The 24,206-nt window shown below is 69.4% G+C and carries 25 protein-coding genes; 9 read left to right on the forward strand and 16 right to left on the reverse strand.

From position 1 onward, the window contains the following. Positions 1 to 34: 34 nt before the first annotated feature. Complete coding sequence (locus tag ACQEU1_RS26920; protein ID WP_433207253.1) at positions 35 to 1,999, reverse strand: DUF2339 domain-containing protein; 1,965 nt, start codon at positions 1,997 to 1,999, stop codon at positions 35 to 37. A 112-nt stretch (positions 2,000 to 2,111) separates the two neighbouring features. On the opposite strand from ACQEU1_RS26920, the gene ACQEU1_RS26925 reads away from it, so the two are divergent. From ACQEU1_RS26925 to ACQEU1_RS26945, 5 genes are read left to right on the forward strand one after another with little or no spacing between them, the layout of a single operon-like run. Next, entirely contained in the window at positions 2,112 to 3,077 is a 966-nt protein-coding gene (locus ACQEU1_RS26925) for a LacI family DNA-binding transcriptional regulator (protein WP_433211796.1), read from the forward strand. Then, a complete protein-coding gene (locus tag ACQEU1_RS26930) occupies positions 3,074 to 4,474 on the forward strand; it encodes a sugar ABC transporter ATP-binding protein (protein WP_433207256.1) in 1,401 nt (466 codons plus the stop codon). The genes ACQEU1_RS26925 and ACQEU1_RS26930 overlap by 4 nt, the downstream gene beginning before the upstream one ends. Next, positions 4,471 to 5,376 (forward strand): ABC transporter permease, encoded by a 906-nt coding sequence (locus ACQEU1_RS26935; protein WP_433207259.1) that lies wholly within the window; start codon positions 4,471 to 4,473, stop codon positions 5,374 to 5,376. The genes ACQEU1_RS26930 and ACQEU1_RS26935 overlap by 4 nt, the downstream gene beginning before the upstream one ends. 30 nt (positions 5,377 to 5,406) lie before the next feature. Next, positions 5,407 to 6,321, forward strand: coding sequence for a substrate-binding domain-containing protein (locus tag ACQEU1_RS26940; protein WP_433207262.1), 915 nt, complete (start codon positions 5,407 to 5,409; stop codon positions 6,319 to 6,321). Then, positions 6,318 to 7,181 carry a ribokinase gene (locus ACQEU1_RS26945; protein WP_433207265.1) on the forward strand — a complete coding sequence of 288 codons (864 nt, stop codon included), beginning with the start codon at positions 6,318 to 6,320 and terminating at the stop codon, positions 7,179 to 7,181. The genes ACQEU1_RS26940 and ACQEU1_RS26945 overlap by 4 nt, the downstream gene beginning before the upstream one ends. Positions 7,182 to 7,185: 4 nt before the next feature. Here ACQEU1_RS26945 and ACQEU1_RS26950 read toward each other — a convergent pair whose 3' ends face one another. Continuing rightward, positions 7,186 to 8,298, reverse strand: coding sequence for a right-handed parallel beta-helix repeat-containing protein (locus ACQEU1_RS26950; protein WP_433207268.1), 1,113 nt, complete (start codon positions 8,296 to 8,298; stop codon positions 7,186 to 7,188). Between the two features lie 159 nt (positions 8,299 to 8,457). Here ACQEU1_RS26950 and ptsP point away from each other — a divergent pair, with 159 nt between their 5' ends. Next, on the forward strand, positions 8,458 to 10,089 hold the full coding sequence (ptsP, locus tag ACQEU1_RS26955) for a phosphoenolpyruvate--protein phosphotransferase (RefSeq protein ID WP_433207271.1): 1,632 nt from the start codon (positions 8,458 to 8,460) through the stop codon (positions 10,087 to 10,089). A 51-nt stretch (positions 10,090 to 10,140) separates the two neighbouring features. Beyond that, complete coding sequence (locus ACQEU1_RS26960) at positions 10,141 to 10,806, forward strand: hypothetical protein (protein WP_433207274.1); 666 nt, start codon at positions 10,141 to 10,143, stop codon at positions 10,804 to 10,806. On the opposite strand, the gene ACQEU1_RS26965 is transcribed toward ACQEU1_RS26960, so the two are convergent. Then, positions 10,803 to 11,207: a RidA family protein gene (locus tag ACQEU1_RS26965; protein ID WP_433207277.1), complete on the reverse strand. Its 405-nt coding sequence runs from the start codon at positions 11,205 to 11,207 to the stop codon at positions 10,803 to 10,805. The genes ACQEU1_RS26960 and ACQEU1_RS26965 overlap by 4 nt on opposite strands. Positions 11,208 to 11,281: 74 nt before the next feature. On the opposite strand from ACQEU1_RS26965, the gene ACQEU1_RS26970 reads away from it, so the two are divergent. After that, positions 11,282 to 11,731 carry a MarR family winged helix-turn-helix transcriptional regulator gene (locus tag ACQEU1_RS26970; protein WP_433207280.1) on the forward strand — a complete coding sequence of 150 codons (450 nt, stop codon included), beginning with the start codon at positions 11,282 to 11,284 and terminating at the stop codon, positions 11,729 to 11,731. On the opposite strand, the gene ACQEU1_RS26975 is transcribed toward ACQEU1_RS26970, so the two are convergent. From ACQEU1_RS26975 to macS, 11 genes are all read right to left on the reverse strand, one after another. Further along, complete coding sequence (locus ACQEU1_RS26975) at positions 11,728 to 12,597, reverse strand: LysR family transcriptional regulator (RefSeq protein ID WP_433207283.1); 870 nt, start codon at positions 12,595 to 12,597, stop codon at positions 11,728 to 11,730. The two genes, ACQEU1_RS26970 and ACQEU1_RS26975, sit on opposite strands and share 4 nt — an antisense overlap. After that, positions 12,594 to 13,604 carry a hypothetical protein gene (locus ACQEU1_RS26980; RefSeq protein WP_433207286.1) on the reverse strand — a complete coding sequence of 337 codons (1,011 nt, stop codon included), beginning with the start codon at positions 13,602 to 13,604 and terminating at the stop codon, positions 12,594 to 12,596. Before ACQEU1_RS26980 ends, ACQEU1_RS26975 begins: the two co-directional genes overlap by 4 nt. Then, positions 13,589 to 14,062 carry an RNA polymerase sigma factor gene (locus ACQEU1_RS26985; RefSeq protein ID WP_433207289.1) on the reverse strand — a complete coding sequence of 158 codons (474 nt, stop codon included), beginning with the start codon at positions 14,060 to 14,062 and terminating at the stop codon, positions 13,589 to 13,591. The genes ACQEU1_RS26980 and ACQEU1_RS26985 overlap by 16 nt, the downstream gene beginning before the upstream one ends. Before the next feature lie 29 nt (positions 14,063 to 14,091). Then, positions 14,092 to 14,259, reverse strand: coding sequence for a DUF397 domain-containing protein (locus ACQEU1_RS26990; RefSeq protein ID WP_433207292.1), 168 nt, complete (start codon positions 14,257 to 14,259; stop codon positions 14,092 to 14,094). 13 nt (positions 14,260 to 14,272) lie between these two features. Continuing rightward, positions 14,273 to 15,097 (reverse strand): Scr1 family TA system antitoxin-like transcriptional regulator, encoded by an 825-nt coding sequence (locus ACQEU1_RS26995; RefSeq protein WP_433207295.1) that lies wholly within the window; start codon positions 15,095 to 15,097, stop codon positions 14,273 to 14,275. 96 nt (positions 15,098 to 15,193) lie between these two features. Continuing rightward, positions 15,194 to 16,372: a glycine C-acetyltransferase gene (locus tag ACQEU1_RS27000; RefSeq protein ID WP_433207298.1), complete on the reverse strand. Its 1,179-nt coding sequence runs from the start codon at positions 16,370 to 16,372 to the stop codon at positions 15,194 to 15,196. After that, on the reverse strand, positions 16,372 to 17,403 hold the full coding sequence (gene tdh, locus ACQEU1_RS27005; RefSeq protein ID WP_433207301.1) for an L-threonine 3-dehydrogenase: 1,032 nt from the start codon (positions 17,401 to 17,403) through the stop codon (positions 16,372 to 16,374). Before tdh ends, ACQEU1_RS27000 begins: the two co-directional genes overlap by 1 nt. Positions 17,404 to 17,451: 48 nt before the next feature. Next, a complete protein-coding gene (locus ACQEU1_RS27010; protein WP_433207304.1) occupies positions 17,452 to 18,894 on the reverse strand; it encodes an SDR family oxidoreductase in 1,443 nt (480 codons plus the stop codon). A 36-nt stretch (positions 18,895 to 18,930) separates the two neighbouring features. After that, positions 18,931 to 19,443 (reverse strand): DUF1707 SHOCT-like domain-containing protein, encoded by a 513-nt coding sequence (locus tag ACQEU1_RS27015; protein WP_433207306.1) that lies wholly within the window; start codon positions 19,441 to 19,443, stop codon positions 18,931 to 18,933. A 20-nt stretch (positions 19,444 to 19,463) separates the two neighbouring features. Beyond that, positions 19,464 to 20,126, reverse strand: a complete 663-nt coding sequence (locus ACQEU1_RS27020) for a response regulator (protein WP_382432622.1) — start codon at positions 20,124 to 20,126, stop codon at positions 19,464 to 19,466. Then, a complete protein-coding gene (macS, locus tag ACQEU1_RS27025; RefSeq protein WP_433207309.1) occupies positions 20,123 to 21,283 on the reverse strand; it encodes a MacS family sensor histidine kinase in 1,161 nt (386 codons plus the stop codon). The genes ACQEU1_RS27020 and macS overlap by 4 nt, the downstream gene beginning before the upstream one ends. A gap of 117 nt (positions 21,284 to 21,400) precedes the next feature. Between macS and ACQEU1_RS27030 the strand changes: the two genes are divergently transcribed. Further along, on the forward strand, positions 21,401 to 22,603 hold the full coding sequence (locus ACQEU1_RS27030) for a diguanylate cyclase (RefSeq protein ID WP_433207312.1): 1,203 nt from the start codon (positions 21,401 to 21,403) through the stop codon (positions 22,601 to 22,603). Here ACQEU1_RS27030 and ACQEU1_RS27035 read toward each other — a convergent pair. Then, entirely contained in the window at positions 22,600 to 23,040 is a 441-nt protein-coding gene (locus tag ACQEU1_RS27035) for an SRPBCC family protein (protein ID WP_433207315.1), read from the reverse strand. The genes ACQEU1_RS27030 and ACQEU1_RS27035 overlap by 4 nt on opposite strands. Positions 23,041 to 23,042: 2 nt before the next feature. Beyond that, on the reverse strand, positions 23,043 to 24,194 hold the full coding sequence (locus ACQEU1_RS27040) for an AI-2E family transporter (protein ID WP_433207318.1): 1,152 nt from the start codon (positions 24,192 to 24,194) through the stop codon (positions 23,043 to 23,045). Positions 24,195 to 24,206: the final 12 nt, after the last annotated feature.

Below are 24,206 nucleotides of genomic sequence, written 5' to 3' on the forward strand. Positions count from 1 at the left end.
GCCCGCGACGGCGGTGCGGGCCACGGCCACACATCTAGTGAGAGTGCGGTGCGGCTGGTTTGGATACGTATGACTCGGGATTCTTCGCCGATGTCACCAGTTTGGCGTAACGGGTGCCCGCGGTGAGCAGGACCAGACCGGCGCCGAGGAACGCCAGCACGCGCGCGATCCCGTCCAGCGCCGAGAGGTCGAACAGCACCAGCTTCACGACCGCCGCGGCCACCAGGATCAGGCCCGAGATCCGCAGCGCCTTGTTGTTGATCCCCTTGACCAGCAGGAACAACGCGGCGATCGTCCACGACACGGTGACCACCGAGTGTCCGAAGAGGAACCCGGTCTCGTCCGGCGAGACGAGCAGCGCCGCGCACAGCACCAGGCCCGCCGCGCCGTAGAGCAGCACCAGTCCGGCGGCGATCCACGGCACCGGGTGCTTGGCCGGCTGGCGCAGCACCTGCATCTTCAGCGCGGCCCACGGCAGCACGGCCGCGAACACGCCCAGCACGACCGACGTCACCAGACCGGCCGCGTAGTCGCCGGGCCGGACGTCGCTGAAGAACCGCGGCTCCTCCAGCAGCCACGTGATCGGCACGGCGATCCCGATCGTCATGACGAACCCGAGGAAGCCGAACGCGATCGAGCCCACCAGAGCGGCCTTCTTGTTCAACCGGGCCGCGAGGAACGCCAGCAGCACGGCCTCGGCCAGCACGATCGCCGTGCGGATGTTGCCGTCGAGCGCCATGACCGTGGTCTGGAACAACGCGAGCATGCCCATCGCGCCGGCCGAGAGCGAGAAGCCGCGCGGCAGGTCCGGGACCATCCAGATCGCCAGCAGCACCGCCGCGACCACACCGGCGAGGATCGAGTTGGCGGGAGCGTTCAGCAACGTCGTGGCGAACAGCGACGGCAGCGCCGAACCCGCGATCAACGCGACGGCCACGGCGTCGTCGGGACGCTTGCGGATCGTGAGGAACGCCACGGCGATGCCGACGACGGTCGTGGCGGCGGCAACGCCGACAACGGTCCACTCGTACGAGCGCGGGATGGCGTTCGCGGTGGCGAGCAGCGAGGCGATGATCGGCGGGAAGCCACCGGCGATCGCCAGTCCCGGCCAGTTGCGGCGGATGTGCACGGGCGTGCTGGCCATCTTGAGCACCAGCAGGAAGCCGACGAGCAGGACCGTGAAGCCCTCGGTGATGATCGGCGAGCACACCGCGCAGGCTGCGACGACGGTGACCGCGAGCGCTTGCGACTCCCACTTCACCGCGAGCACGACACCGGCGGCGGCCACGCCGAGCCCGACCAGCAGGCCGACGCTCTCCGGCAGGAACCCGTACAGGCTCGTGGCCGCGATGACGTCCAGGTAGAGGCCCGCGAACCCGGTGAACGCGAGGGCCATCGCCCCGGTGCGCCCGGCAGGGTTGCGGTGCAGCCACATGCCGATGCCGACCAGCGCGCCGCTGAACACGGCACCGCCGATCACCCGCGGCAGAGGGCCGAGCCAGCCGCGTTGCACGGCCAGGACCAGCAACAACACGAACCCGAGCACGGTGATCGCGCCACCGACCCAGGCCAGCAGCTTCGAGCCGGCGCCGTCCTTGCCGAGCTTCTCGAACAACGACTCGCGCGGCGGCGGAGGTGGACCCCACGGCTGCTGCTGCGGAGGCGGCGGCCACTGCTGGCCGGGAGGCGGCGGGAGCTGCGGTCCGGGCGCCGCGAACGGCGGGGCGGCGGCCGGCGAGGCCTGCTGCGACCAGGGGTTGGACTGCTGCGGCACGCCGACCGGCTGCTGCGGCACCCCGGTGGGCGGAGTCGGGACGGCGGTCACCGGCGGCTGCGGCACCTCGACGGGCCGTGCCACCTCAGGTGCCTCGACCACCGCGGTCGCGGTCGCGCCGGAGTGCTCGCGCATCTCCGCGCTGATCGTCGAGAGCCGCTGCCCGATGGCCGCGAGCTCCAGTGCGAGGCGCTGCTCGTACCCGAGGCGATCCTGTCCGTCCATGGCATCAGAGTGAGGCAGCGCACGCCGAGTGACATCCGTACACCTACTCATCCAATGGTCTCGGCTTGACTACATCCATGTGTAATCGATTAACTACGGCCTCGTGACGACCATGAAGGATGTCGCCCAGCACGCCGGAGTCTCCACGGCCACCGTGTCGCGAGTGCTCAACGGCCACGCCGCGCCGACGCCCGAGACCCGCGAACGGGTGCTCGCCGCGATCGAGGAGCTCGGCTACCGGCCCAACGCCCTGGCGCGATCCCTCAGGACCACCAGCACCCAGACCCTCGGTCTGGTCATCAGCGATCTGCTGAACCCGTTCTTCGCCGAGATCGCCCGAGCGGTCGAGGACGAAGCCCGGTCACACGGCTACTGCGTCGTGATCGGGAACGCCGACGAGAACACCGAGCAGGAGGCGACGTACGTGCGCACCCTGCTCGACCGCCGGGTGGACGGCCTCCTGCTGTGCCCCGCGACCGACGACCCGAGTCTGGTTCGCGAAGTGAGCGCAGGCGGCGTGCCCGTCGTTCTGCTGGACCGGACGGTCAGGGGCGCCACATGCCCCGTCGTCCGTGCCGACGGCAGCGAGGCGTTGACCGCGCTCGCCCGGCGGCTCGTCGGCGCCGGCCACACCCGCATCGGAGTGATCGCGGGACCGCCGAACACCTCCACTGGAAGAGAACGCACGGACGTCCTGACCGGCTCGCTCGGCGGCCTCGCGCAGGTCGTGCACGGCGACTTCCGGCAGGAGAGCGGCAGTCAGGCCGCGGCCAAGCTCATCGACGACGGCGTCACGGCGCTGGTCGCGATGGACAACCTGATGGGCCTCGGCGCGCTCGGCGAGATCAGGGCCCGCGGCCTGCAGATCCCGCACGACATCGCGTTCGCGGTGTTCGACGACCAGCCGTGGTTCCCGCTGCTGGACCCGCCGATCACGGTCATCGCGCAGCCGACCGTCGAGATGGGCAGGGCCGCCGCGCGCAGCCTCCTCGCCCTGATCGACGGCCGCCAGCCCGACGACGTGCGGCTCACCGCGAAGCTCGTGCTGCGCGGCTCGCTCGGGGAGGCCGAGCTGTGATCACGGCCCGTGGCATCACCAAGCACTTCGGCGCCACCAAGGCGTTGGACGGCGTCGACCTGGACATCAACGCCGGTGAGGTGCACGTCCTGCTCGGCGAGAACGGCGCGGGCAAGTCCACGCTGGTCAAGGTCCTCGCGGGCATCCACCGCCAGGACGCGGGCACCATCGAGGGCCACGCCAGCCTCGCCGTGATCCACCAGGAACTCGCCCTGGTCCCCGAGCTGTCCGTCGCGGAAAACCTGTTCCTGAACCGGCTTCCGCGCAAGTACGGCTTCGTGGACCGGGCCGAGATGCGCCGCAGGGCACCGGAACTGCTGAACCGCGTCGGCCTGACCGTCGACCCGGACGCCAAGGTCAAGGACCTCGGCATCGCCCAGCAGCAGATGATCGAGATCGCGCGGGCTCTCGACAAGAACGCCGGCGTGCTGATCCTGGACGAGCCCACGGCCGTGCTCACCGAGACCGAGACCGACCGCCTGCTGGAGATCATGGCTCAGCTGCGCGACAACGGCGTGGGCCTGGTCTTCATCACCCACCACCTGGACGAGATCCAGCGCGTCGCCGACCGCATCACGGTTCTGCGCGACGGCCGCAGCGTCGGCGTCCTCGGCCCGAACGCCACCACCCAGCACATGATCGAGCTGATGGTCGGCCGCCCGATCGACGAGCAGTACCCGCGCGCCCAGCAACGCCCAGGGCAGCCGCTGCTGAACATCCAGGGTCTGACCAGGCGCGGAGCGTTCGAGAACATCACGATCGAGGTGCACGCGGGCGAGGTCGTCGGCATCGCGGGCCTGGTCGGCGCCGGACGCACGGAGGTCGCGCGGGCGGCGTTCGGCGTGGACGCCTACGACCACGGCACGGTCGAGGTCGACGGAAAACCGTTGCCCCGCCACAACGTCCAGGCCGCGATCAACGCGGGCCTCGGGCTGGTCCCGGAGGACCGCAAGGGCCAGGGCCTCGTCCTCACCGCGACCGTCGGCCAGAACCTCGAACTGGTCACCCTCGACAACCGCGACCAGAAGCGCCTGCACGACATCGCGGGCAAGCTCCGCATCAAGGGCCGCGTCGAGCAGCCGGTCAAGGAACTCTCCGGCGGCAACCAGCAGAAGGTCGTCATCGGCAAGTGGCTGCTGGCCGACCCGAAGGTGCTGATCCTCGACGAACCGACGCGAGGTGTCGACGTCGGCGCCAAGGTCGAGATCTACGAGCTGATCAACCGCATGACCGCGCAGGGCAGGGCCGTGCTGCTCGTGTCCAGCGACCTCCCCGAGGTGATCGGGATGAGCGACCGCGTCGTCGTCATGGCCCACGGCCGGGTGGCCGGTGAGCTGCCCAGGGGCGCGACCCAAGACCAGGTGATGGCACTCGCCGTGCAGGAGATCTCAGCGTGAGCACGATCAGCATTCGCAAGTACGCCAGTGAGAACGGCGCTCTGGCAGGTCTCGTGATCCTGGCGCTGGCCATCGCGATCATGCAGCCGGCGTTCCTCAACGCGCAGAACCTCCTGAACGTCGGCGTGCAGGCCGCGGTCATCGCGATCATGGCGTTCGGCATGACGTTCGTGGTGGTGGCGGGCGGGATCGACCTGTCCGTCGGCAGCATCGCCGCACTGGCCGCGATGGTCGGCGCCCTCACCGCGGGCCCGCTCGGACTCGTCGTGGGTGCGTTGTGCGGCTTGGTGAACGGCGCGTTGATCAGCTACGGCAAGCTGCCGCCGTTCATCGCGACGCTGGCCATGCTGAGCGTCGCGCGCGGTCTCACGCTGGTGCTGTCCGAGGGGCAGCCGCACGAGACCGACGCCCTGGTGACGTTCCTCGGCTCGAACCTCGCGCCGATGCTCCCGTTGCCACTGCTGCTGATGCTCGCGTTCTTCGGCATCACCGGCCTGGTCCTCACGCGCACGAACCTCGGCCGTCGCATGTACGCGATCGGCGGCAACGAGGAGGCCGCGAAGCTCAGCGGCATCGACGTGCGCCGCAACAAGCTCTGGATCTACGCGCTCTCCGGCCTGTTCGCCGCCGCCGCGGGCCTCGTGCTCGCGGGACGGCTAGGGTCCGCCGGTCCGCAGGCAGCGGTCGGCTACGAGCTCGACGCCATCGCCGCCGTCGTCATCGGTGGTGCGTCGTTGTCCGGTGGCGTTGGCCGCGCCACCGGGACGTTGGTCGGCGCACTTGTGCTCGCCGTCCTGCGCAACGGCCTCAACCTGCTGCAGGTCCCGCCGTTCTGGCAGCAGGTCGTCATCGGCGCGGTGATCGCTCTCGCCGCGCTGCTCGACTCACTTCGCCGTCGCTGAGAAAACCCGCAACAGGTAAGGAAGACACCAATGAAGGTGACCCGACGGATCGCGTTGACGCTCGGTGCCGCAGCACTTGTGGCCACGGGGTGCAGCGGAACTGGGGCGTCCGGAGGCGACATCACCATCGGCCTCGCCGTGTCCACCCTGAACAACCCGTTCTTCGTGGAGCTCCAGCAGGGCGCGCAGGAGATGGCCGACAAGCTCGGCGCCAAGCTGACCGTGGTGGACGCGCAGAACGACGCCACGAACCAGGTCAACCAGGTGCAGACGCTCGTCACGCAGGGCGTCAAGGCGATCATCCTGAACCCGGTCGACACCAAGCAGTCCGCGCCCGCCGCGAAGGCCGCCGAGACCGCGAACATCCCGTTGATCTCGGTCGACCGCGCCGTCGAGGGCAAGGTCGCCGCCGAGGTCGCGTCCAACAACGTCTCCGGTGGCAGCCTCGCGGCCATCGAGCTCGGCCGCGCCACCTCCGGCGACGTCGCGCACCTCAAGGGCATCCCCGGCGCGTCGGCGTCGCGTGACCGCGGCCAGGGCTTCGAGCAGGGCCTGAACAGCGGCAACATCAAGGTCACCGCCTCGGCCGTCGCCGACTTCGACCGCGCCAAGGGCCTCAACGAGACCACGAACCTGTTGCAGGGCAACCCCGGCCTCAAGGGCATCTTCGCCGAGAACGACGAGATGGCGCTCGGCGCGATCAAGGCGCTCGGCGCCCGTGCCGGCAAGGACGTCATGGTCGTCGGCTTCGACGGCACCCCGGACGGCCTGAAGGCGATCCAGGACGGCACCCTCGCGGCGACCGTCGCGCAGCAGCCGAAGCTCCTCGGCTCCAAGGCCGTCGAGCAGGCCGTGCACGCCACCAAGAACGAACCGGTTCAGCAGGTCGTGGACGTCGAGGTCAAGGTCATCAACCAGAAGAACGTGGCAGAGTTCGTCAAGTGACACAGACTCTGCTCGTTCTCGGGTCCGCCAACGCCGACCTCGTGGTCGAGGTCGGCAGGCGGCCCGCCAGCGGTGAGACCGTGCTCGGCGGCGACACCGTCGTGCTGCCCGGCGGCAAGGGCGCGAACACCGCCGTCGCCGCCGCACGGGTCGGTGCCGCCGTCTCGCTGGTCGGCGCGGTCGGTGGCGACGGGTACGGGTCGTTGCTGCGCGAGTCGCTGGAGTCGTCCGGCGTCGGCACGGACCTGGTCAAGACTTCCGGGCGCCCCACCGGGATCGCCTACATCACCGTGACTCCGGACGGCGAGAACTCGATCGTCGTCTCCCCCGGCGCCAACTCCGACGTCCTCAAGTCCGATGTGGACGGTCTGGCGTTCGACGGCGTCGCGGTGCTGACGTGCTCGCTGGAAGTGCCGCTGGAGACGGTGATCCACGCGATCGGAGTGGCCTCAGGTCACGGTGTCCGGACGGTGCTCAACCTGTCGCCGGTCGCCGACCTGCCCGCGGACACGTTGCGGCAGCTCAGCGTCCTGATCGTGAACGAGCACGAGGCCGCGCAACTGGCGTCGGACTGGAAGGGCCTGCTCGACCTCGGTCCGTCGTCCGCCATCGTCACGCTCGGCGCGCGCGGTGCGGCCGTGGTCGAGGGTTCCGGCATCACCGAGGTGCCGTCGATCGAGGTCGCCGAGGTGGTCGACACGACCGGCGCCGGTGACGCGTTCGCCGGGGCGTTGTCCGCGCGAATGGCCGAGGGCGACGACCTGGTGCAGGCCGCGCGTTATGCCGCGAAGGTCGCCGCGCTGTCCGTCACGAAGGCGGGCGCGCAGCCGTCCTACCCGACCGCCGCCGAGGTCGGCTGACCCGTCACGCCCGCACCGCCGCCCGGTCGTCGAACAGGTCCTCGCTCGGCAGCACGTACCTGTCGGCGTTCGGCGTCCCGTCCGGCAACGGCCCTTCCGGCATCTCCGGCTGCAACGGCGGCGCGGCGACCTGGTTGAACGGGATCCCGCGCGGCGCCGACGACTTCGGCAGCGGATCACCGACGCCGTCGTAGCAGCGTTCGCGGTCGAAGCAGTTGTTCCGGCCGGGGGCCTGGCGCGAGGCCGCGTACAGCACGTCCTCGCCGTTGCCGGTGATCATGTTGTCGGAGAAGCGGTTGTCGGCGGGCGGAACGTTCCCGCTCGACCCCAGCGCGACGCCGGCGCCGGGGTTGTTGCTGATCAGGTTGCGCGCCACCAGGTTCTTCGAGCCACCGGCGATGCCGAACCCGAACCCGAACGCGCCGTCGGCCTGCGCGGGCGACAGCGCCTCGGAGTTGTCCGAGACCAGGTTGCCGACGAACGAGGCGTCCTCCGAGTTCGTCGTCATGCCGACGCGGTTGCCGCTGAACCTGTTGCCCAGCACGAACATCCGCCCGGACGCGTCAGCGGCGGCGTAGCCGACGGCGTTGCGCTCGGCGACGTTGCCGCGGACCACGACGTCGCACGGCGCGCACCGGCCCACCGAGAAACCGGCATCCGCACTACCGCTGGCGTAGCTCTGCTCGATCACGCCGTGCTGCGCCTCGGACGCCTGGACGCCGTGCCGCGCGTTGTTGCTGGCAGTGACGTACGAGACGCGGAACCCCCGCGACCGCGTCACCGCCACACCGCTCTGCAGGTGGTTGCGGACCGTCAGGTTCTGCACCGACACCTCCGGCGCGGCCACGACGATGCCGTTGTCGCGTTCGACCTCGCCGTCGATGATCACGCTGCCGCGCTGGAGCCCCCTGATCGTCAGCGACCTGGTCCTGACCTCCACCGACTCCTTGTAGACGCCGGGCGACACGACGACGGTCGCGCCCTCCCGCGCCGCGTCCACCGCGGCCTGGATCGTGCCGAACTGGGCCGGGACGTTGATCTCCGCACCCAGGTCGGGGGTGGTCGGCGAGCAGCCGGCGAGGAGGAGCACGGCGGTGAAGGCGTACGGGGCGCGCACGGCTGGCACCGTACTGCTCTGTTCGGTCTAGTGGAGCACTGCCCCTCTTTTCGTTCGTGTTACGCCATGAAGACGAGCTTCGCGTCGCCCCGCGAGGTGCGGACCCATTGGTCACACTGAACTGTCCTGGGTTCCCGGTTGGAGGGTATGGTCTAGACCATGTCGAGCGCGCGGCTGAGCGGTGTCGGTGTGAGCAGCGGCCGGGCAACCGGTCCCGTCGTCAGGGTCGCCGAGGCCCTGCCGGAACCTCCTGCGGGCTCGCGAACAGCGGATACGAAGATGGAAGCCTCCCTGATCCGCCCCGCCACGGAGGTCGTGGCGCAGCGCCTGATGGAGCGCGCGAAGACGGTCGAGGGCGACGCCCGCGCCGTGCTGGAGACCACGGCGGCGATGGCGGGTGACCCGTCCCTGATCAAGGCCGCCGAGAAGCTCGTCGTCGACCAGTCGCTGACCGCCGCCCGTGCCGTGCACGAGGCAGCCCAGAAGTTCATCTCCGCACTTCAGGCCGCCGGTGGCTACATGGCCGAACGGGCCCGCGACGTCCAGGACGTCCGCGACCGCGTGGTGGCCGAACTGCTCGGCCTGCCCGCCCCCGGAGTCCCCGACCTGGCCTCCCCGTCCGTGCTGGTGGCCCGCGACCTCGCGCCCGCCGACACCGCGGGCCTCGACCCGTCGAAGGTCCTCGCCCTGGTCACGGAGGAGGGCGGGCCCACCTCGCACACCGCGATCCTCGCCCGTTCGCTGGGCATCCCGGCCGTCGTCGCGTGCCGCGGCATCCTCGCGTTCGAGGGCACCTCTCTCGACGTCGACGGCGACACGGGCCAGGTCCGCGAGTCGGACGGCAAGGTCCGCACCGCCGGCACGGGCAAGAAGGCGGAGTGGAACGGCGTCGGCGTCCTCAAGGACGGCCACCGCGTGAAGGTCCTCGGCAACGTCGGCTCGCCCGCCGACGCGGCAGCCGCAGCAGCCGCGGGTGCGGAGGGCGTCGGCCTCTTCCGCACGGAGTTCTGCTTCCTGGACGCAGCTGAGGAACCGACCGTTGCTGAGCAGACTGCTGCTTACGAGGCTGTGCTGGCGCCGTTTGCGGGCAAGCCCGTTGTGGTGCGCACCCTCGACGCGGGCGCGGACAAGCCGCTGGCGTTTCTGAACCCGGACCCCGAGCCCAACCCGGCCCTGGGCGTCCGCGGCCTGCGCGTCGCCTTCGACCGCCCGGAGATCCTGGACCGCCAGCTCGAAGCCATCGCCGCGGCCGCCGCGTCCACGGGCGCCGAGGTCAGCGTCATGGCCCCGATGGTCGCCACCGCCGCCGAGGCCGCGTGGTTCGTCGAACGCGCCCGCGCCGCCGGCATCGACCGCGCCGGCGTCATGGTCGAGGTCCCGTCCGCCGCGCTGTCAGCCCGCGAGATCCTCCAGGTCGTCGACTTCATCTCGATCGGCACCAACGACCTGGCCCAGTACGTCTTCGCGGCCGACCGCCAGCTCGGCGGCGTCGCTGCCCTGAACGACCCGTGGCAGCCGGCGCTGCTGCGCCTGATCGCGCAGGTCGGCGAGGCGGCCACCGCCACCGGCAAGCCCGTCGGCGTCTGCGGCGAGGCAGCGGCCGACCCGCTGCTGGCGTGCGTGCTCATCGGCCTCGGCATCACGTCGCTGTCGATGAACCACACGGCGTTGACCGGCGTCGGCGCGAAGCTCGCGACCACGAGCGTCGACATCTGCCAGCTCGCCGCCCGCGGCGCGCTGGCGGCGGGCGACCCGGCCTCGGCCAAGCTCGCGGCCAAGGCCCCGCACTAGCCACCCGATCGTGTGATCAACGCGGGGGCTCGTCCCCCGCGTTCTGATCGCATGACCGACTTCATCACCAAGAACGGCAAAGTCATCCCGCTGCGCAACGGACGCGGCGGTGGCAGGAAGAGCGCCGGAGTGGTGGTGGCGGGAGCGGTGGCGCTGGCCATGGGCACCGGCGGCGTCACGTCGATCAGCGGCCTCGGCGCGCCCGAGACGGCGTCGTCACTCCGTCTCGGACCACGCAAAGCCGAAGGTCAGCAGGCTGCCCGCATGGGCGACCCCGACGCGGCCTGGCAGCGCATGGGGATGAGACAACTCAGACGCACGGCGCGTCAGCAGGCGGAGTGCGTGGCGGTGTCGTTCGGCGAGATCCGCGAGTTCTTCACCAGAACCCGCTGCACCTCGCTCGACCGGGTCCTGTTCGCGGTCACCGACGGCGCCGGCAACACGGCGGTGATCTCCGTGGTGTGGGTCGGCCTGCCCACGGCCGGCGACGCCCGCAGGTTCGAGTCCGTCATGACGCGGCACGGCAGCGGTGACATCCACCCGCTCGGCAGCCACCTGCTCGACCTGGGCGACATCCGCTTCACCGGCCTGCGCTACGGCAGCGAGCGCGACGGCAAGACCGTGACCGTCGCGGAGGCCGAGACCGCGACCGGCCAGGTCGACCACGACACCCTGGACGCCCTCGCCGAGGTCGCCGCCCACCTGCCGCGGGTCTAGCCGACCGCCGTCACGCGGATCTCGATGCGCATCTTCGGGTGACCGAGGGCGGTGACCCCGCTCTCGGTCCAGATCGGCGCGCGCTCGCCCATCCACTTGCGGAACTGCTCGACCATCACGCGGTTGTGGTCGTCGAACGAGTCGTCGCCGAGCACGTGGTACGAGTTCACGTGCACGACGTCGGCCCACGACGAGCCCGCGGTCGCGAGGGTGCGCTCGACGTTGTCGAACGCCCGCACGATCTCGGCCTCGAGCGTCTCGGGGAACTCGAACTCGTCGTCCCAGCCGCCCTGACCCGAGATCTCGACCCGGTCGCCGATCCGCACGGCCTGGCTGTAGCGCATGTTCTTCAGCTGCGTGTCGCCGTATCCGGGGGTGGCGAAGAACTCCGGCTTGCTCATGGTCTGTCCTCTCGATGACTTCATGCTTGAAGTCAAACGTAGCATGACTTCAAGCATGAAGTAAGCTGCGCGGCATGGAGTGGCTGAACGCCGACGAGAAGGAGGCCTGGACCGGCCTCGTCTCGATGCTGCTGTTGTTGCCCGGCCGGCTGGAGGCGCCGTTGCAGCAGGAGGCGGGCCTCAGCCTGTTCGACTACCTGGTGCTGAGCCACGTCTCCGAGGCGCGCGACCGCCGCATGCGCATGAGCGACCTCGCCCACCTCGCGAACGGCTCGCTGTCGCGCCTGTCGAACGTGGTCAAGCGCTTCGAGCAACGCGGCTGGGTCGTGCGCTCGCCCGATCCCGACGACGGCCGCTACACGATCGCCACCCTCACCGACGAGGGGTTCGAGGTGGTCAGGGCCGCCGCGCCCACGCACCTGCGCGCGGTCCGGGAGTGCGTGCTCGACCCGCTCACCGCCGCCGACCGCCAGGCGTTGACGCGCATCGCCGCCAAGCTGAGCCTGACGATCCCGCCGCCCTAGCGCCGCAGCTCGTCGAGGACCGCCTTGATCAACGGGTGGTCCTCGGAGCCCCGCCGGACCGCCGCCACGACTCGCCGCAACGGCGCCACGCCCGCCACGGCCCGGCGCACCGCCACCGAACCCGCGACCTGCACCCCGCCCACGGCGTTGCGCGGTGCCAGCGCGACCCCGGCACCCGCAGCGACCAGGGCCTCGATCGCACGGAAGTCGTCGGAGTTGTGCCTGATCCTGGGCGTGAACCCGGCCTGCGCGCACGCCATCTCGACGACGTCGCGCAACGGGTTGCCGGGCAGCGTCACCACCCAGTCCTCGTCGGCCAGCGTCGCCAGGTCGACCGGTCCGCTCACCGCGTGCCCTGGCGGCAGCAGGACGTCGAACGGCTCGGTGTAGAGCGGGAAGCGCGTGACCCGTTCCGTGGCGCGGCGTTCCTCGGTGATCGCCACGTCGATCTCGCCGTCCAGCAGCAGCCGCACGCTCTCGTGGCCCTCGGCGTCGCGCACCGACAGTTCGATCGAGCGTTCCTTCAAGGCCACGAGGGCAGGCGCGACGACCTGCGTGATGGCCGACGCGAACGCCGCCACCGCCACCCGCCCCGCCGAACCGGACGCGAGACCGTCCAAAGTGGCCTGCGCGCGTTCCAGTTCGGCGGCGACGACGTGCGCGTGCTCCACCAACAACGAACCAGCCGGCGTCAGCGACACCCGCCGGCCCTTGCGCACCAGCAACGGATGCCCGGCCTCTGACTCCAACGCCGCCAGCTGCTGCGACACCGCTGACGGCGTGAGGTGCAGTGCGGCTGCTGCGGCCGTCACGGTGCCGTGGTCAGCCAACGCGCGCAGCACGCGCAACCGTCGTGGGTCGATCACCGCTCAATGATGGGGGATTCCACTTCGCCGTTCACGGCGACGCCCAGCGGGAGGATGGGCTCGATGGTCGTGCGCTCCAGCAGGAGGTACTCCTCCTCGAAGATCGACATGTTCGCGGGCAGGCCGTGCTGGGGCCTGGTGATGATGTTGCGCCGCACGATGGGCTTGCCGGTGTCGGGGTTGATCACGAACTGGGTCTCGACGTCGCCGAATTGGAACTGCGGCGGCGCGGGAATCGCCACCCCGACGCCCACCCGCTCGTTGCGCAGCTGCACGCGGTCGAGGTACCGCGCCCCGTCGAACGACCTGAGCAGCTCGAACGCCGCCCGCCGCTGGTCGTCGCGCACGTCCGCGATCAGCACCGCCATGACGAGTTCCGCGAGCTGGTAGGTGCTCTTGCCCTCGGGCTTCAGCATCTCCAGCATGCCAGCCGGGTCCGCGGGCAGGTCGTCGAACGACTCCAGCCTGTCCCAGTACATCGAGGTCAGCGACAGCCCGCTGACGTAGGACTCCTTCACCCCCGGCGCCATCGGACCGATGCGCACGGACCGGCTGCCACCGAGTTGAGGCACGACCTCGGGCCGGCCGGCGGCCTCCCACGCGGCGTCGTCGTTCGACGAGAGCGGCGCGACCTGGCCGTCCTTCTGCACCACCGCGACCTCGCGGTTCCCGGCCAGCCACTGATCGTTCTTGGAGTCAAACCGCACGAGGTACGGCTTCGACGGGTCCCCGACCACCATCAACGACGACTCCTGCCGCAACACCCGCCACCACTGACTCGGCGCGGCAGGCTGCACGGGCTGAGAAGGCTCAGGCAGCACCACGACCGCAAGCGCGATCACGGCCGCAACCACGGCCAACGGCGCAAACCGCCGCACGAGCGCCTTGCGCGTCGGCTTCTCCCGCGGCAACGCGACGATCCGCGCGAGGTCGCGTTCCATCCGGTCCCGGCTGACCTCGGGTGCGGGCGGCCTGGCCTCGGCCAGGCTCTTCATGAGGTCTTCCATGACTCCCTCGCACGGTCGAACTTCGGTGTCCAGAGGGCAGCCTGCAACCGCCGCCGAGCCCGGTGCAGCCGCACGAAGAACGTCGCCGTCGTGCACCCGAGCACCTGCGCCGCCTCGGCGGCCGCGAGCCCGTGCCACGCGACCAGCGTGAGAACCTCCTGGTCGGCCTCCGACAACGTCGACAACGCCGCCCGCAGCTCGATCACCGCGAAGTCGTCGTCGGCGGGGAAGTCGGTCAGCTCGTAGTGCGTGGTCTGCCTGACCGCCGCACGCACGAGGTTGCGTGCGATGCCCAGCAGCCACGGCAGTGCGTTCGACGGCATCTGCGCGGACTTGCGCCACGCGATCGTGAAGGTCTCGCTGGTGATGTCCTCGGCGAGCCGCGCCCCCGCATGGCTCGCGGCATAGGCGAGCACCCGCGGGTAGCACTCGCGGTAGACGGCCGAGAATTCCTCCACGTGAGGAAGTGTGCCGACCGCCCCGATTCTTACCGCTGTGTGACTCGGGTCACATCGCGGAGGAGCGCCGACCACGCCTCAGCTGAGACGGGCAGGTAGGTGGCGGGCGCCTTGCTGTCCCGGACGCCGACCCCGCGCCCGACCTCCACGCAGTCGCTGGAGTTTGCGCTGTACGAACTCTTGCGCCAGATCGACATGTGGAGCGCCTCCTCAGAACAGGATGCCGTTGATCAGCCCCTTCGATTCTTCCGGATCAAGGGCTTGAACGTCGAGCAACTTCAACACCCTGGCGTACCTCGCGAGAGGCTTCGGCTCCTCGATGAACAGCCCGGAGCCCTCGCCTTCGAGAAAGACGACCGTCTCGAACTTCTCATAGCCAAGCTGGATAAAAGAACCGGTGGTGCCGGCATACGCGCCGATGTCGATCGGCACGACCCGCAGCGTGATGTACGAACGTTCCGCCATTCCCAGCAGGTGGATGTACTGATCCTTCATCACATCCGGCCCGCCGACCGGTACTCGCAGCGCTTGTTCGTGAATGTAGAACACGAACGTGCGGCTCCAGTGGAAGAGCTTGCGACGTTCGAGCTTCGCCTCGATGACCTTCTCGTAGTCGATTGACTCGTCGCGCGCTGCCGGGATGAGTGCACGCATGTAGTCGGTCGTTTGCAGATGTCCAGGTACGAGGCTCAGCGACCAGATGGTGAGCTCGTTGGCGAGCCGCTCCTGGTTGAGCAGGACAGGTAGCTGGTCCAGCGGCTCGTCGGAGAACTTCAGGTAGGCGGTCTCCCGCGTCTCGCGGAAGAGCGCGAGGAGGTACTGGATCTCCAGTGGCGTGGCCTGGCAGAAACCCAGGAGCAGCATGAGGTCCGCCTCGGTCACGCCGCCTTTGCCGCGGACCATGTCAGAGAGCTTTGCTTCGTCCCAGCCCATCTTTTCGGCGAGCTTGCGGTGGGTGAGTCCGGCTCGCTCGATGACGTTGCGAACGCCTTCGCCGAACTCGCGGCCCACCACGCTGGACTTTCGTCTTGGCATGCAGACGAAACTAGAGCTGGACCTGTACCGGCTCCATTGTTTCCTTCCGAATATCCCCGAAGGAAGTAGTTTTTGGAGCCGGTACAAGTCCGACGTTTACATCTTTGCGCGTGCGGCGATAAACGCGTCGACAGCGCGGTTAACGTCCTCGGTCGTGTGTGAAGCCGACATCTGCGTGCGAATGCGCGCCTTGCCGTGCGGCACCACCGGGTACGAGAATCCGATCACGTACACGCCCTGCTCCAACAACAGATCGGCCAACCGAGCCGCCTCGGCCGCGTCGCCGATCATCACCGGGATGATCGGGTGCTCGCCCGGCAGCAGGTCGAAGCCGGCCTCGGTCATCCGCCGCCGGAACAGCTCGGTGTTCGCCCGCAGCTGGGTGAGCAGCTCAGACGAGCTCGACAGCAGGTCGAGCGTCGCGATGGCGGCGGCCGTGATGGACGGCGCGAGCGAGTTCGAGAAGAGGTACGGCCGGGAGCGCTGGCGCAGCAGTTCGATGATCTCGGCGCGGCCCGAGGTGTAACCGCCGGACGCACCACCGAGGGCCTTGCCCAGGGTGCCGGTGACGATGTCGACGCGGTCCTGGACGCCGAACAGCTCCGGCGTGCCGCGGCCGGTCGGGCCGGTGAAGCCGACGGCGTGCGAGTCGTCGACCATGACCAGGGCGTTGTAGCGCTCGGCCAGGTCGCAGATTTCGTCCAGCGGCGCGAGGTAGCCGTCCATGGAGAAGACGCCGTCGGTGGCGATCAGGCGATAACGAGCGTCGGCGGCGTCCTTGAGCTGGCGCTCCAGGTCGTCCATGTCGCGGTTCTTGTAGCGGAACCGACGAGCCTTCGAGAGGCGCACGCCGTCGATGATCGAGGCGTGGTTCAGCTCGTCGGAGATGATCGCGTCCTCGGCGCCGAGCAGCGTCTCGAAGAGGCCGCCGTTGGCGTCGAAGCAGGAGCTGTAGAGGATCGTGTCCTCGGTGCCGAGGAACTCGGAGAGCTTGCGCTCCAGTTCCTTGTGCGGTTCCTGGGTGCCGCAGATGAACCGCACCGAGGCCATGCCGAAGCCCCAGTCGTCGAGGGCCTTCTTGGCTGCCTCGACCAACGTCGGGTGGTCGGCGAGGCCGAGGTAGTTGTTGGCGCAGAAGTTGAGCACGTCGTCGCCGGAACCGACCCTGACGCTGGCGTTCTGCGGGGTGGCGATGACGCGTTCGGACTTGTAGAGCCCGGCCTCCCTGATCTCCTCGATGGTCTTGAGGAGGTCGGTCTTCAGCTCGCCGTACATCAGGCTCCCGTCCAGTCGAGAATGACCTTGCCGCACTTGCCTTCGCGCGCGGTGGCGAACGCCTCCGCGTGCTGCGTGTGGTCGTACCGGTGCGTGATGACCGGTGCGAGGTCGAGGCCGCGCTGCAGCAGCACGGTCATCGAGTACCAGGTCTCGAACATCTCGCGGCCGTAGATCCCCTTGATGTGCAGCATCTTCAGCACGACGCTGCTCCAGTCGACGGCGAACTCGTCCGACGGGAGGCCGAGCATCGCGATGCGGCCGCCGTGGGCCATGTTCGCGATCATGTCGCGCATCGCCACTGGCTTGCCGGACATCTCCATGCCGACGTCGAAGCCCTCGGCCATGCCGAGCTCGCGCTGGGCGTCCGCGATGGACTTCTCGGAGACGTTCACGGCCAGGTCGACGCCGACCTTGCGGGCCAGCTCCAGGCGGTGCTCGGAGATGTCGGTGATGACGACGTTGCGCGCGCCCGCGTGCTTCGCGACGGCGGCGGCCATGATGCCGATCGGACCGGCGCCCGTGATGATCACGTCCTCGCCGATGACCGGGAAGCTGAGCGCGGTGTGCACGGCGTTGCCGAACGGGTCGAAGATCGCGGCGACGTCCAGGTCGACCTTCGTGCGGTGCACCCAGGCGTTCTGCTCGGGCAGCACGACGTACTGCGCGAACGCGCCGTTGGAGTGCACGCCGAGGCCGCGCGTGTTGGCGCAGAGGTGGCGGCGGCCGGCCTTGCAGTTGCGGCAGGTCCCGCAGACGAGGTGGCCCTCGCCGCTGACCAGGTCGCCGACTTTGACGCCGGTGACGGAGGCGCCGACCTCGACCACCTCGCCGACGAACTCGTGCCCGAGGACCAGCGGCGCCTTGATGTTGGCCGCGGCCCAGTCGTCCCACGAGTCGATGTGCAGATCGGTGCCGCAGATGCCGGTGCGCAACACCTTGACCAGCACGTCCGTCGGACCCGGGGTGGGGTCGGGGACGTCGGTCAGTTCGAGTCCAGGCCCAGCGGCGACCTTGACGAGAGCCTTCATGCGGGAAGTCTCACCCTTTGCTGCTTGTGCAGTCCATCAGGACTTTCTTCATTTCTTGTGAAGCTCAGCTGCATTGGCGATGTTGCGCACCATGCCGCCGAACACGATGCCGTGGAAGGGGTAGACCGCCGCCCAGTAGAGGTGTCCGGCGAGCCCTTTGGGTACGAACACGGCACGTTGGCGGTAAGTGGACCCGTGTCCCTCGTTGGCCGCCACTCGAAGTTCCAGCCAGGCCTTGCCCGGCACCTTCATCTCGGCCCGCAGGCGCAGCAGCCGACCACGGTCGATCTCCTCGACGCGCCACCAGTCGAGCGCCTCGCCGGTGTAGAGCCGGTTCGCGTCACGGCGGCCGCGGCGCAGCCCGACCCCGCCGACGGCCCGGTCCATCCAGCCGCGCACCGCCCATGCCAGCGGGAACGAGTACCAGCCGCGTTCGCCGCCGATGCCCTCGACCACCGCCCACAGCCGTTCGGGGGAGGCGTTGGTCTTGCGCTCGCGTTCGTCGACGTAGGTGGACCCGCCGGACCAGTCGGGGTCGCTCGGCAGCGGCTCGCTCGGCGCACCCGGCGTGGAAGCCCCTGACCAGCGCGTTTCGACGTCCGCGTCACGGATCTTGTCGAGGGCCAGCTCCACGGCCTTGTCGTAGCCGATGTTCTCGCCGGGCAGCACCGTCTCGATGTCGTTCTCGCGGCACACCACCTCGTGCACCAGCGACTCGATCAACGGCTTGGCGATCGACCGCGGCACCGGCGTCACGACGTTGACCCAGTGCGACGACAGCCCCGGCGTCAGCAGCGGCACCGGCAGCACCCGCCGTCGTGGCAACCCCGCGACCTTGGCGTACCTCATCATCATCTCGAGGTAGGTCAGGACGTCCGGGCCACCGATGTCGAACGTCCGGTTCTGGTCTTCGAGGGTCGTGGCGTCGACCAGGTAGCGCAGCACGTCCCGCACGGCGATCGGCTGGATCCGGTTGTGCACCCAGCGAGGCGTGACCATGACGGGCAGCCGTTCGGTCAGGTAGCGCAGCATCTCGAAGCTGGCCGACCCGGATCCGATGATCACCGCGGCCTGCAGCACCACGGCCTGGACGCTCGACCGCAGGAAGACCTCGCCGACCTCCTTGCGCGAGGCGAGGTGCGGCGACAGCTCAGTGCCCTCGGGGTGCAGTCCGCCCAGGTAGACGATCCGCCGCACGCCGGCGCGTTCGGCGGCGCAGGCCGTGTTCTGCGCGGCCTTGCGGTCGGCGTCCGCGAAGTCCTTCGAGTGCAACGAGTGCACGAGGTAGTGGACGACGTCGATGTCCTTGAGCGCTTCGTCGAGGTCACCGAGCACGTCGCCGCGCACGATCTCGACGTCAGCCGCCCACGGGACGTCGCGCAGCTTCTCCGGCGAGCGCACCAGGCAGCGGACCTCGTGCCCTTCGGCCAACAGCCTGGGCACGAGTCGTCCGCCGAGGTACCCGGTCGCACCGGTCACGAGACACCGCATGCCTCGATCCTGCGGGTTGCCGGGTCGGTGCGCAGATCAGCGCTTGGAGCGCTTGATCACCACCGTGCCGCCCCTGACCGCGCCCTTGAGCTGGAAGTGCGGGTTGCCCATCGAGTTGCGGACCTTGTCCTTCAGCTCTCCTGCCGTGATTTCGACGGCGTCGAAGTTCACCGACGACCCGGCCGGCAGCAGCATCTTCACCGTGCCGAGCGACACGTCCAGGTCGACGTTGACGACCGGCGGCACCTCGGCGGCGGTGAAGTCGAGGTTCGTGGTGCCGAGCGTGTTGCGGATGACGAGCTCCTGCGGCACGACCCAGTGGCCCTTGCGGGTCGTGGTGCTCATCGTGTTCTTGAGCTCCGTGCGGGCGTGCGCAAGCTCGTTGTTGACCATGCCCGGCAGGTCGACCAGCACCCCGTTCAGGTCGGCCCTGGTCTTCGCGGCGAGAGCGGTGTCCGTGCGGACGGTGAACTCGTCCAGCGTGATCATGCCGCGGCCCACCGCCTTGTTCAGCAGGCTGACGACGTGCTCGCGTTCCGCGTCGGACACGCGTAAGTCTCTCGGGTCTGTCATTTCTCTGCCTCCGGTTCGGCGTCGAGACCGTGCTCGATGGCATAACGCGCGAGCTCCACCCGGTTGTGCAGTTGGAGTTTCCGCAAAGTCGACTGGACGTGGTTCTCGACCGTGCGGTGGGAGATGACCAGGCGGTTCGCGATCTGCCGCGCGGTGAGGCCCTTGGCGACGAGCCGCAGCACCTCGGTTTCCCGGTCGGTGAGCTGAGGCTTCTCCTCCGAGTCGTCCGGGGCCGCCGCCATCCGCCGGTACTCGCCCAGGACCAGGCCCGCGAGGCCCGCCGTGAACACCGCGTCGCCCGCGGCCGTGCGGGACACGGCCTCGACCAGTTCCTCCGACGACGCGGACTTCACGAGGTACCCCGACGCGCCCGCCTTCACGGCCTGCAGCACGTCGTCGTGCTCGCCGGACGCGGACAGCACCAGCACGCGCGTCTCCGGCAGCTCGCTGGTGATCATCGCGGTGGCGTCGACGCCGGACAGCTCGCCGAGGTTGAGGTCCATCAGGACCACGTTGGGACGCACGGCCTTCGCGATGCGCACCGCCGAGGGCGCGTCGCCCGCCGTCGCCACGATCTCGAAGCCGCGTTCCTGCAGGTCGCGAGCCACGCCCTCGCGCCACATCGGGTGGTCGTCCACGACCATCACCGAGACCGTCATCTTGCCGCCCCCTTCCTGAACACCCGAACCTCCCACTCCGTGCCCTCCCCCGGCCCGGTCTGGAGCTCGAGCGTGCCGCCGAGCGACTCCACCCGGCCTTTGATCGACTTCGCGATCCCCATCCTGCCTTCCGCGGCGGCCAGCGCGATCCGGCCTTCCGGGATGCCGGGCCCATCGTCCCTGACGCTGAGCACGATCTCCTCGCCGAGGTCTTCGAGCAGCACCCACGCCCGCGCGTCCTCGCCGGCGTGCTTGTCCACGTTGGACAGCGCCTCCCGGACCAGTGACGTCAGCTCGTTCGCGGCGCCTGCCCTGAACATGACCTGGGTGGCGGGCGTGGAGACCTGGATGCGCGGTGTGGCGAGGACCTGCAACCCCGGCCGCAGGTCGATGTCGCCATCCACAGTGGAGTCGACGGGTGCCGCGGCCACGAGGTTCCTCAGCGCCACTTCCTGCTCACCGGCCATCTTCGCCAGTTCGGCGGCCTCACCACCGACCTCGAGGCCGCGCTTGCGCACGCGGGCGAGCACCTGGAGCACGCTGTCGTGGATCGAGCGGGCGAGCCGCTCGCGTTCCGCCGTCGCCGCTTCCGCTCGCAACGCCTGGGCGAGCAGGACGGCACTTCGGCGTGCCGTGGCCGAGGCCATGCCGACGACCATGCCCGCACCGGCCAGCAGCACGACGTCGCGCAGCAGGTCGAGGCTCGGCACGCCCTTGGTCAGGTACGTGGAGAGGCCGACGACCAGCCCGCCCGCCAGGCCCGCGTAAGCACCGCCCAACGCACCCAGCGCGACCGCCGGAACGCACGCCCAGATCGTCGTGATCAGCGGGACGTTCAGGGTCAGCAGCTGGTGGTCGGTCATGATCAGCTGGGACAGCGCCATGAGGCCGCAGGTCAGGACCAGGTCAGTCAGCACCAACGGCCACCGCCTGCCCCACGTCGTGCTGTACGCGCGGCTGGTGAAGCCGGACCACAGCGCCATCACCCCGAGCGTCGTCCACGCGAGCCACGGCCGCACGTAGTCGTGCTGGTTCGCGAGGACGTTCGCCGTCGCGAAGAGGAATGTGACTATGCGTAGCGCAATCGTCCCGCGCCACAGGGGCGTGGCCGGGTCGTCGATCACCTTCGTCACACGTTCGGCAGGCTCTTTGGGCACGCTGTGCTCCTTTCAGCCACCATCCTGCCGGGTGAACGTGTGCTGGCTAACCCCCAGGTGGCCGTCTTCTGCCGAACGGAGGAATGTGCGACGCTCTCCGGGTTCGGGGGAGGGGCGATGCGGGTGCGCGATTGGCCGGTGTGGACACTGCGGCGGCCCGCGCTCTGCTACTGGCTGTTCATCGACGTGTGCGCCCTCGCGACCGTCACCTACGCGATCGTTTCTTCCGAAACGCCGTCACCCTCCGAAATCGCCAGGTTCGCCGCCATCGCCGGCACCGCGGGCGCCGTCATCATCGCCAGCTCCATCTACAGCCACCGCCTCGGCGAGACCGAGCGCAACCCGTGGGCCGCGCACCTCTCCTACCTGACCGCCGGGATCCTGGCGCTCCCGCCGAACCTGATGGTGCTGCTGCTCTTCGGCCCCGCGCTGCACTGCCTGCTGGCCCAACGCCCGGAAACGCACCGCTGGCTCTTCACCCTGAGCGCCACCACCCTGGCCGTCTTCGCCACCCGCTACCTCCTCGGCTGGGTCGACGTCGACGGCAACCTGCTGGTCATGACCCTGGGCGCCAGCGTGCTGCTGGTGCTGCGCGCGGCACTGATCGCGTTCGGCCTGAAGCTCCGCCGTCCCACCGCCACCTTCGAGGAGAACGTCGGCGAACCCATCGACGCGGTGCTGGGGATAGTGGCCGTGTCGATCGGCGGCCTGATGGGGTGCGTCGCCGCCTCCAACGCCGTCCACGCCCTGATCGCCGGCCCGCCCCTGGCGTTGCTGGAACGAGCGGCCCAACTCCCCCAATGGCGCCGCTCGGCCCAACGCGACGCGAAGACCGGCCTGGCCAACGCCGTCCACTGGGACAGCCGTGCCCGCTACGAACTGACCAAGGGCTCCGGCCGCACCCGCCCCATGGCCGTGATGCTCCTGGACCTCGACCACTTCAAGAAGGTCAACGACGAGGTCGGGCACCTGGCCGGTGATGCAGCGTTGGCGGCCATCTCACTGCTGCTGCGCGGCACGGTTCGCCGTGGCGACCTCGTCGGGCGGTTCGGCGGTGAGGAGTTCGTCGTGCTGCTGCCCGAGGCCACACCGGACGAGGCGGAGTCCGTGGCGGAACGGGTGCGCAAGGCCGTGGCGGCGTTGCGGGTGCCGACGATGGCGTACGACGGCAAGCCGCACGAGCTGCAGGGGCTGACCGTGTCGATCGGGGTGTCGACGACGATCCGGTTCGGGTACGAGCTGCCGGACCTCCTGGTGGCGGCCGACGCGGCGTTGCTCGCGGCGAAGGCGTACGGCCGCAACCTCGTGTCGATGGCCTAGGAGTTCAGGTACTTCGTGATCTCCGCGCGCATGTGCTCGTGCGCGAACCGGGCCTTCCCGAAGCCGTACGAGAACAGCAGGCTCGGCGACTCGAACGTGATGCCCACCCCGATCCGCACCCGGCCGTCCCCCGCCTCCGCCACCTTCACGTGGCTGCGCAAGGTCGTCCGGGGCTGCTGGTGCGCCACCGTGACCACCTCGTCCTCGCCGTGCAGGACCAGGTCGGCGCGGTAGGTGATGTGCATGCCCACCGGGCCGAACTTCAGCCGTGACGTCACGGCGGTGCTGCGCAGCACCCCCGGCCCCGGCGGCACGGACGCGGTCGAGACAGCCAGCGGGTGCATGGTCACCAGCCGCGGTACGTCAGCCATCAGGTCCACCGCTGACGCGACGGTGCCCCTGCCGTCGATCGTGTAGTCGAACGTTCCCGTCCGCACGCTCAGAGCTCCTTGATCCGTTCGCTCTTGTCGTCCTTGGGTGCGGTGTCCTGCGGGTTCAGCACGTCCACCTGCTCCGGCTCCTGAGCGGCGTCCGCATCGGACACCAGCGACCGGATCCCGGAGTTCAGCACCGCCAGCAACGGTACGGCCAGCAGGGCACCGGCGATGCCACCGGTCACCAACCCGCCGGCGATCGCGAGCACCACAGCCAACGGGTGCAGCTTGACCGCGCGCCCCAACAACAACGGCTGCAGCACGTGCGACTCCAGCTGCATCACGCCGATCAGCACAGCCAGCACCACAAGCGCAGCGATGGGCCCGTTGGTCACCAACGCGATCAACACAGCCACAGCACCCGTGAACACCGCACCGATGATGGGGATGAACGCGCCGAGGAACACCAACGCGGAAAGCGGCACCACGAGCGGCACCCCGATGATCGCCAATCCGATACCAACGCCGACGGCGTCCACGATGGCGACCACGGCCGTGGCGCGCACATAGGAGACGAGCGACCCGAACCCGCGACGGCCAGCCACGTCCACACGCTGACGCACGTCCCGAGGCACCGCACGGGTGACGAACCGCCAGATGCCGTCACCGTCGTGCAAGAAGAAGATCAGCGTGAACAGCGCCAGCAACAACCCGGTCAGCAACTCGCCCAGGGTGGCCGCGGTGGTGAGAGCACCGGACGTGATCTCCGCCTGGTTCTCCTTGATCGTCTTCACGATGTCGTTGACGTAACCCTGGAGCTGCTGGTCCGACAGGTGCGCGGGCCCGTCCTTCAGCCACTTCTGGATGGTGTCGAGCGATGCCGCCACCTGGGTCTGCAACTCCGGCAGACCGCGGGAGAACTCGCTGATCACGAACGTCAGCACGCCACCGAGCACGCCGATGCCCAGGATCATCATCACCGTGGTGGCGACCCCGCGCGGCACCCGCCACTCGACCAGCTTCGTCACCCCCGGCGACAGCAGCGCGGCCAGCAGCAGGGCGATAGCGACCGGGATCACTATCGACGCGAGGAAGCCGAACGCGTACGCGACGACGTACAGCGCGGCGACGACCACCACGAACCGCCAGCTCAGCGCGGCGCTCACCCGCAGCAGCTTCGGAACGCGGTTGCTGATCTCCGACTCCGGCGTGCTCATGGACCTCAACTT

It is taken from the genome of Lentzea sp. CA-135723, from assembly GCF_050936595.1.
Classification (GTDB): Bacteria; Actinomycetota; Actinomycetes; order Mycobacteriales; family Pseudonocardiaceae; genus Lentzea.

Coding starts and splice junctions, on each gene's coding strand:
- ACQEU1_RS26920 (WP_433207253.1), bottom strand. CDS start 1,999: ATGGACGGACAGGATCGCCTCGGGTACGAGCAGCGCCTCGCACTGGAG.
- ACQEU1_RS26925 (WP_433211796.1), top strand. CDS start 2,112: ATGAAGGATGTCGCCCAGCACGCCGGAGTCTCCACGGCCACCGTGTCG.
- ACQEU1_RS26940 (WP_433207262.1), top strand. CDS start 5,407: ATGAAGGTGACCCGACGGATCGCGTTGACGCTCGGTGCCGCAGCACTT.
- ptsP (WP_433207271.1), top strand. CDS start 8,458: ATGTCGAGCGCGCGGCTGAGCGGTGTCGGTGTGAGCAGCGGCCGGGCA.
- ACQEU1_RS26960 (WP_433207274.1), top strand. CDS start 10,141: ATGACCGACTTCATCACCAAGAACGGCAAAGTCATCCCGCTGCGCAAC.
- ACQEU1_RS26965 (WP_433207277.1), bottom strand. CDS start 11,207: ATGAGCAAGCCGGAGTTCTTCGCCACCCCCGGATACGGCGACACGCAG.
- ACQEU1_RS26970 (WP_433207280.1), top strand. CDS start 11,282: ATGGAGTGGCTGAACGCCGACGAGAAGGAGGCCTGGACCGGCCTCGTC.
- ACQEU1_RS26980 (WP_433207286.1), bottom strand. CDS start 13,604: ATGGAAGACCTCATGAAGAGCCTGGCCGAGGCCAGGCCGCCCGCACCC.
- ACQEU1_RS26990 (WP_433207292.1), bottom strand. CDS start 14,259: ATGTCGATCTGGCGCAAGAGTTCGTACAGCGCAAACTCCAGCGACTGC.
- ACQEU1_RS26995 (WP_433207295.1), bottom strand. CDS start 15,097: ATGCCAAGACGAAAGTCCAGCGTGGTGGGCCGCGAGTTCGGCGAAGGC.
- ACQEU1_RS27000 (WP_433207298.1), bottom strand. CDS start 16,372: ATGTACGGCGAGCTGAAGACCGACCTCCTCAAGACCATCGAGGAGATC.
- tdh (WP_433207301.1), bottom strand. CDS start 17,403: ATGAAGGCTCTCGTCAAGGTCGCCGCTGGGCCTGGACTCGAACTGACC.
- ACQEU1_RS27010 (WP_433207304.1), bottom strand. CDS start 18,894: ATGCGGTGTCTCGTGACCGGTGCGACCGGGTACCTCGGCGGACGACTC.
- ACQEU1_RS27020 (WP_382432622.1), bottom strand. CDS start 20,126: ATGACGGTCTCGGTGATGGTCGTGGACGACCACCCGATGTGGCGCGAG.
- ACQEU1_RS27030 (WP_433207312.1), top strand. CDS start 21,401: ATGCGGGTGCGCGATTGGCCGGTGTGGACACTGCGGCGGCCCGCGCTC.
- ACQEU1_RS27040 (WP_433207318.1), bottom strand. CDS start 24,194: ATGAGCACGCCGGAGTCGGAGATCAGCAACCGCGTTCCGAAGCTGCTG.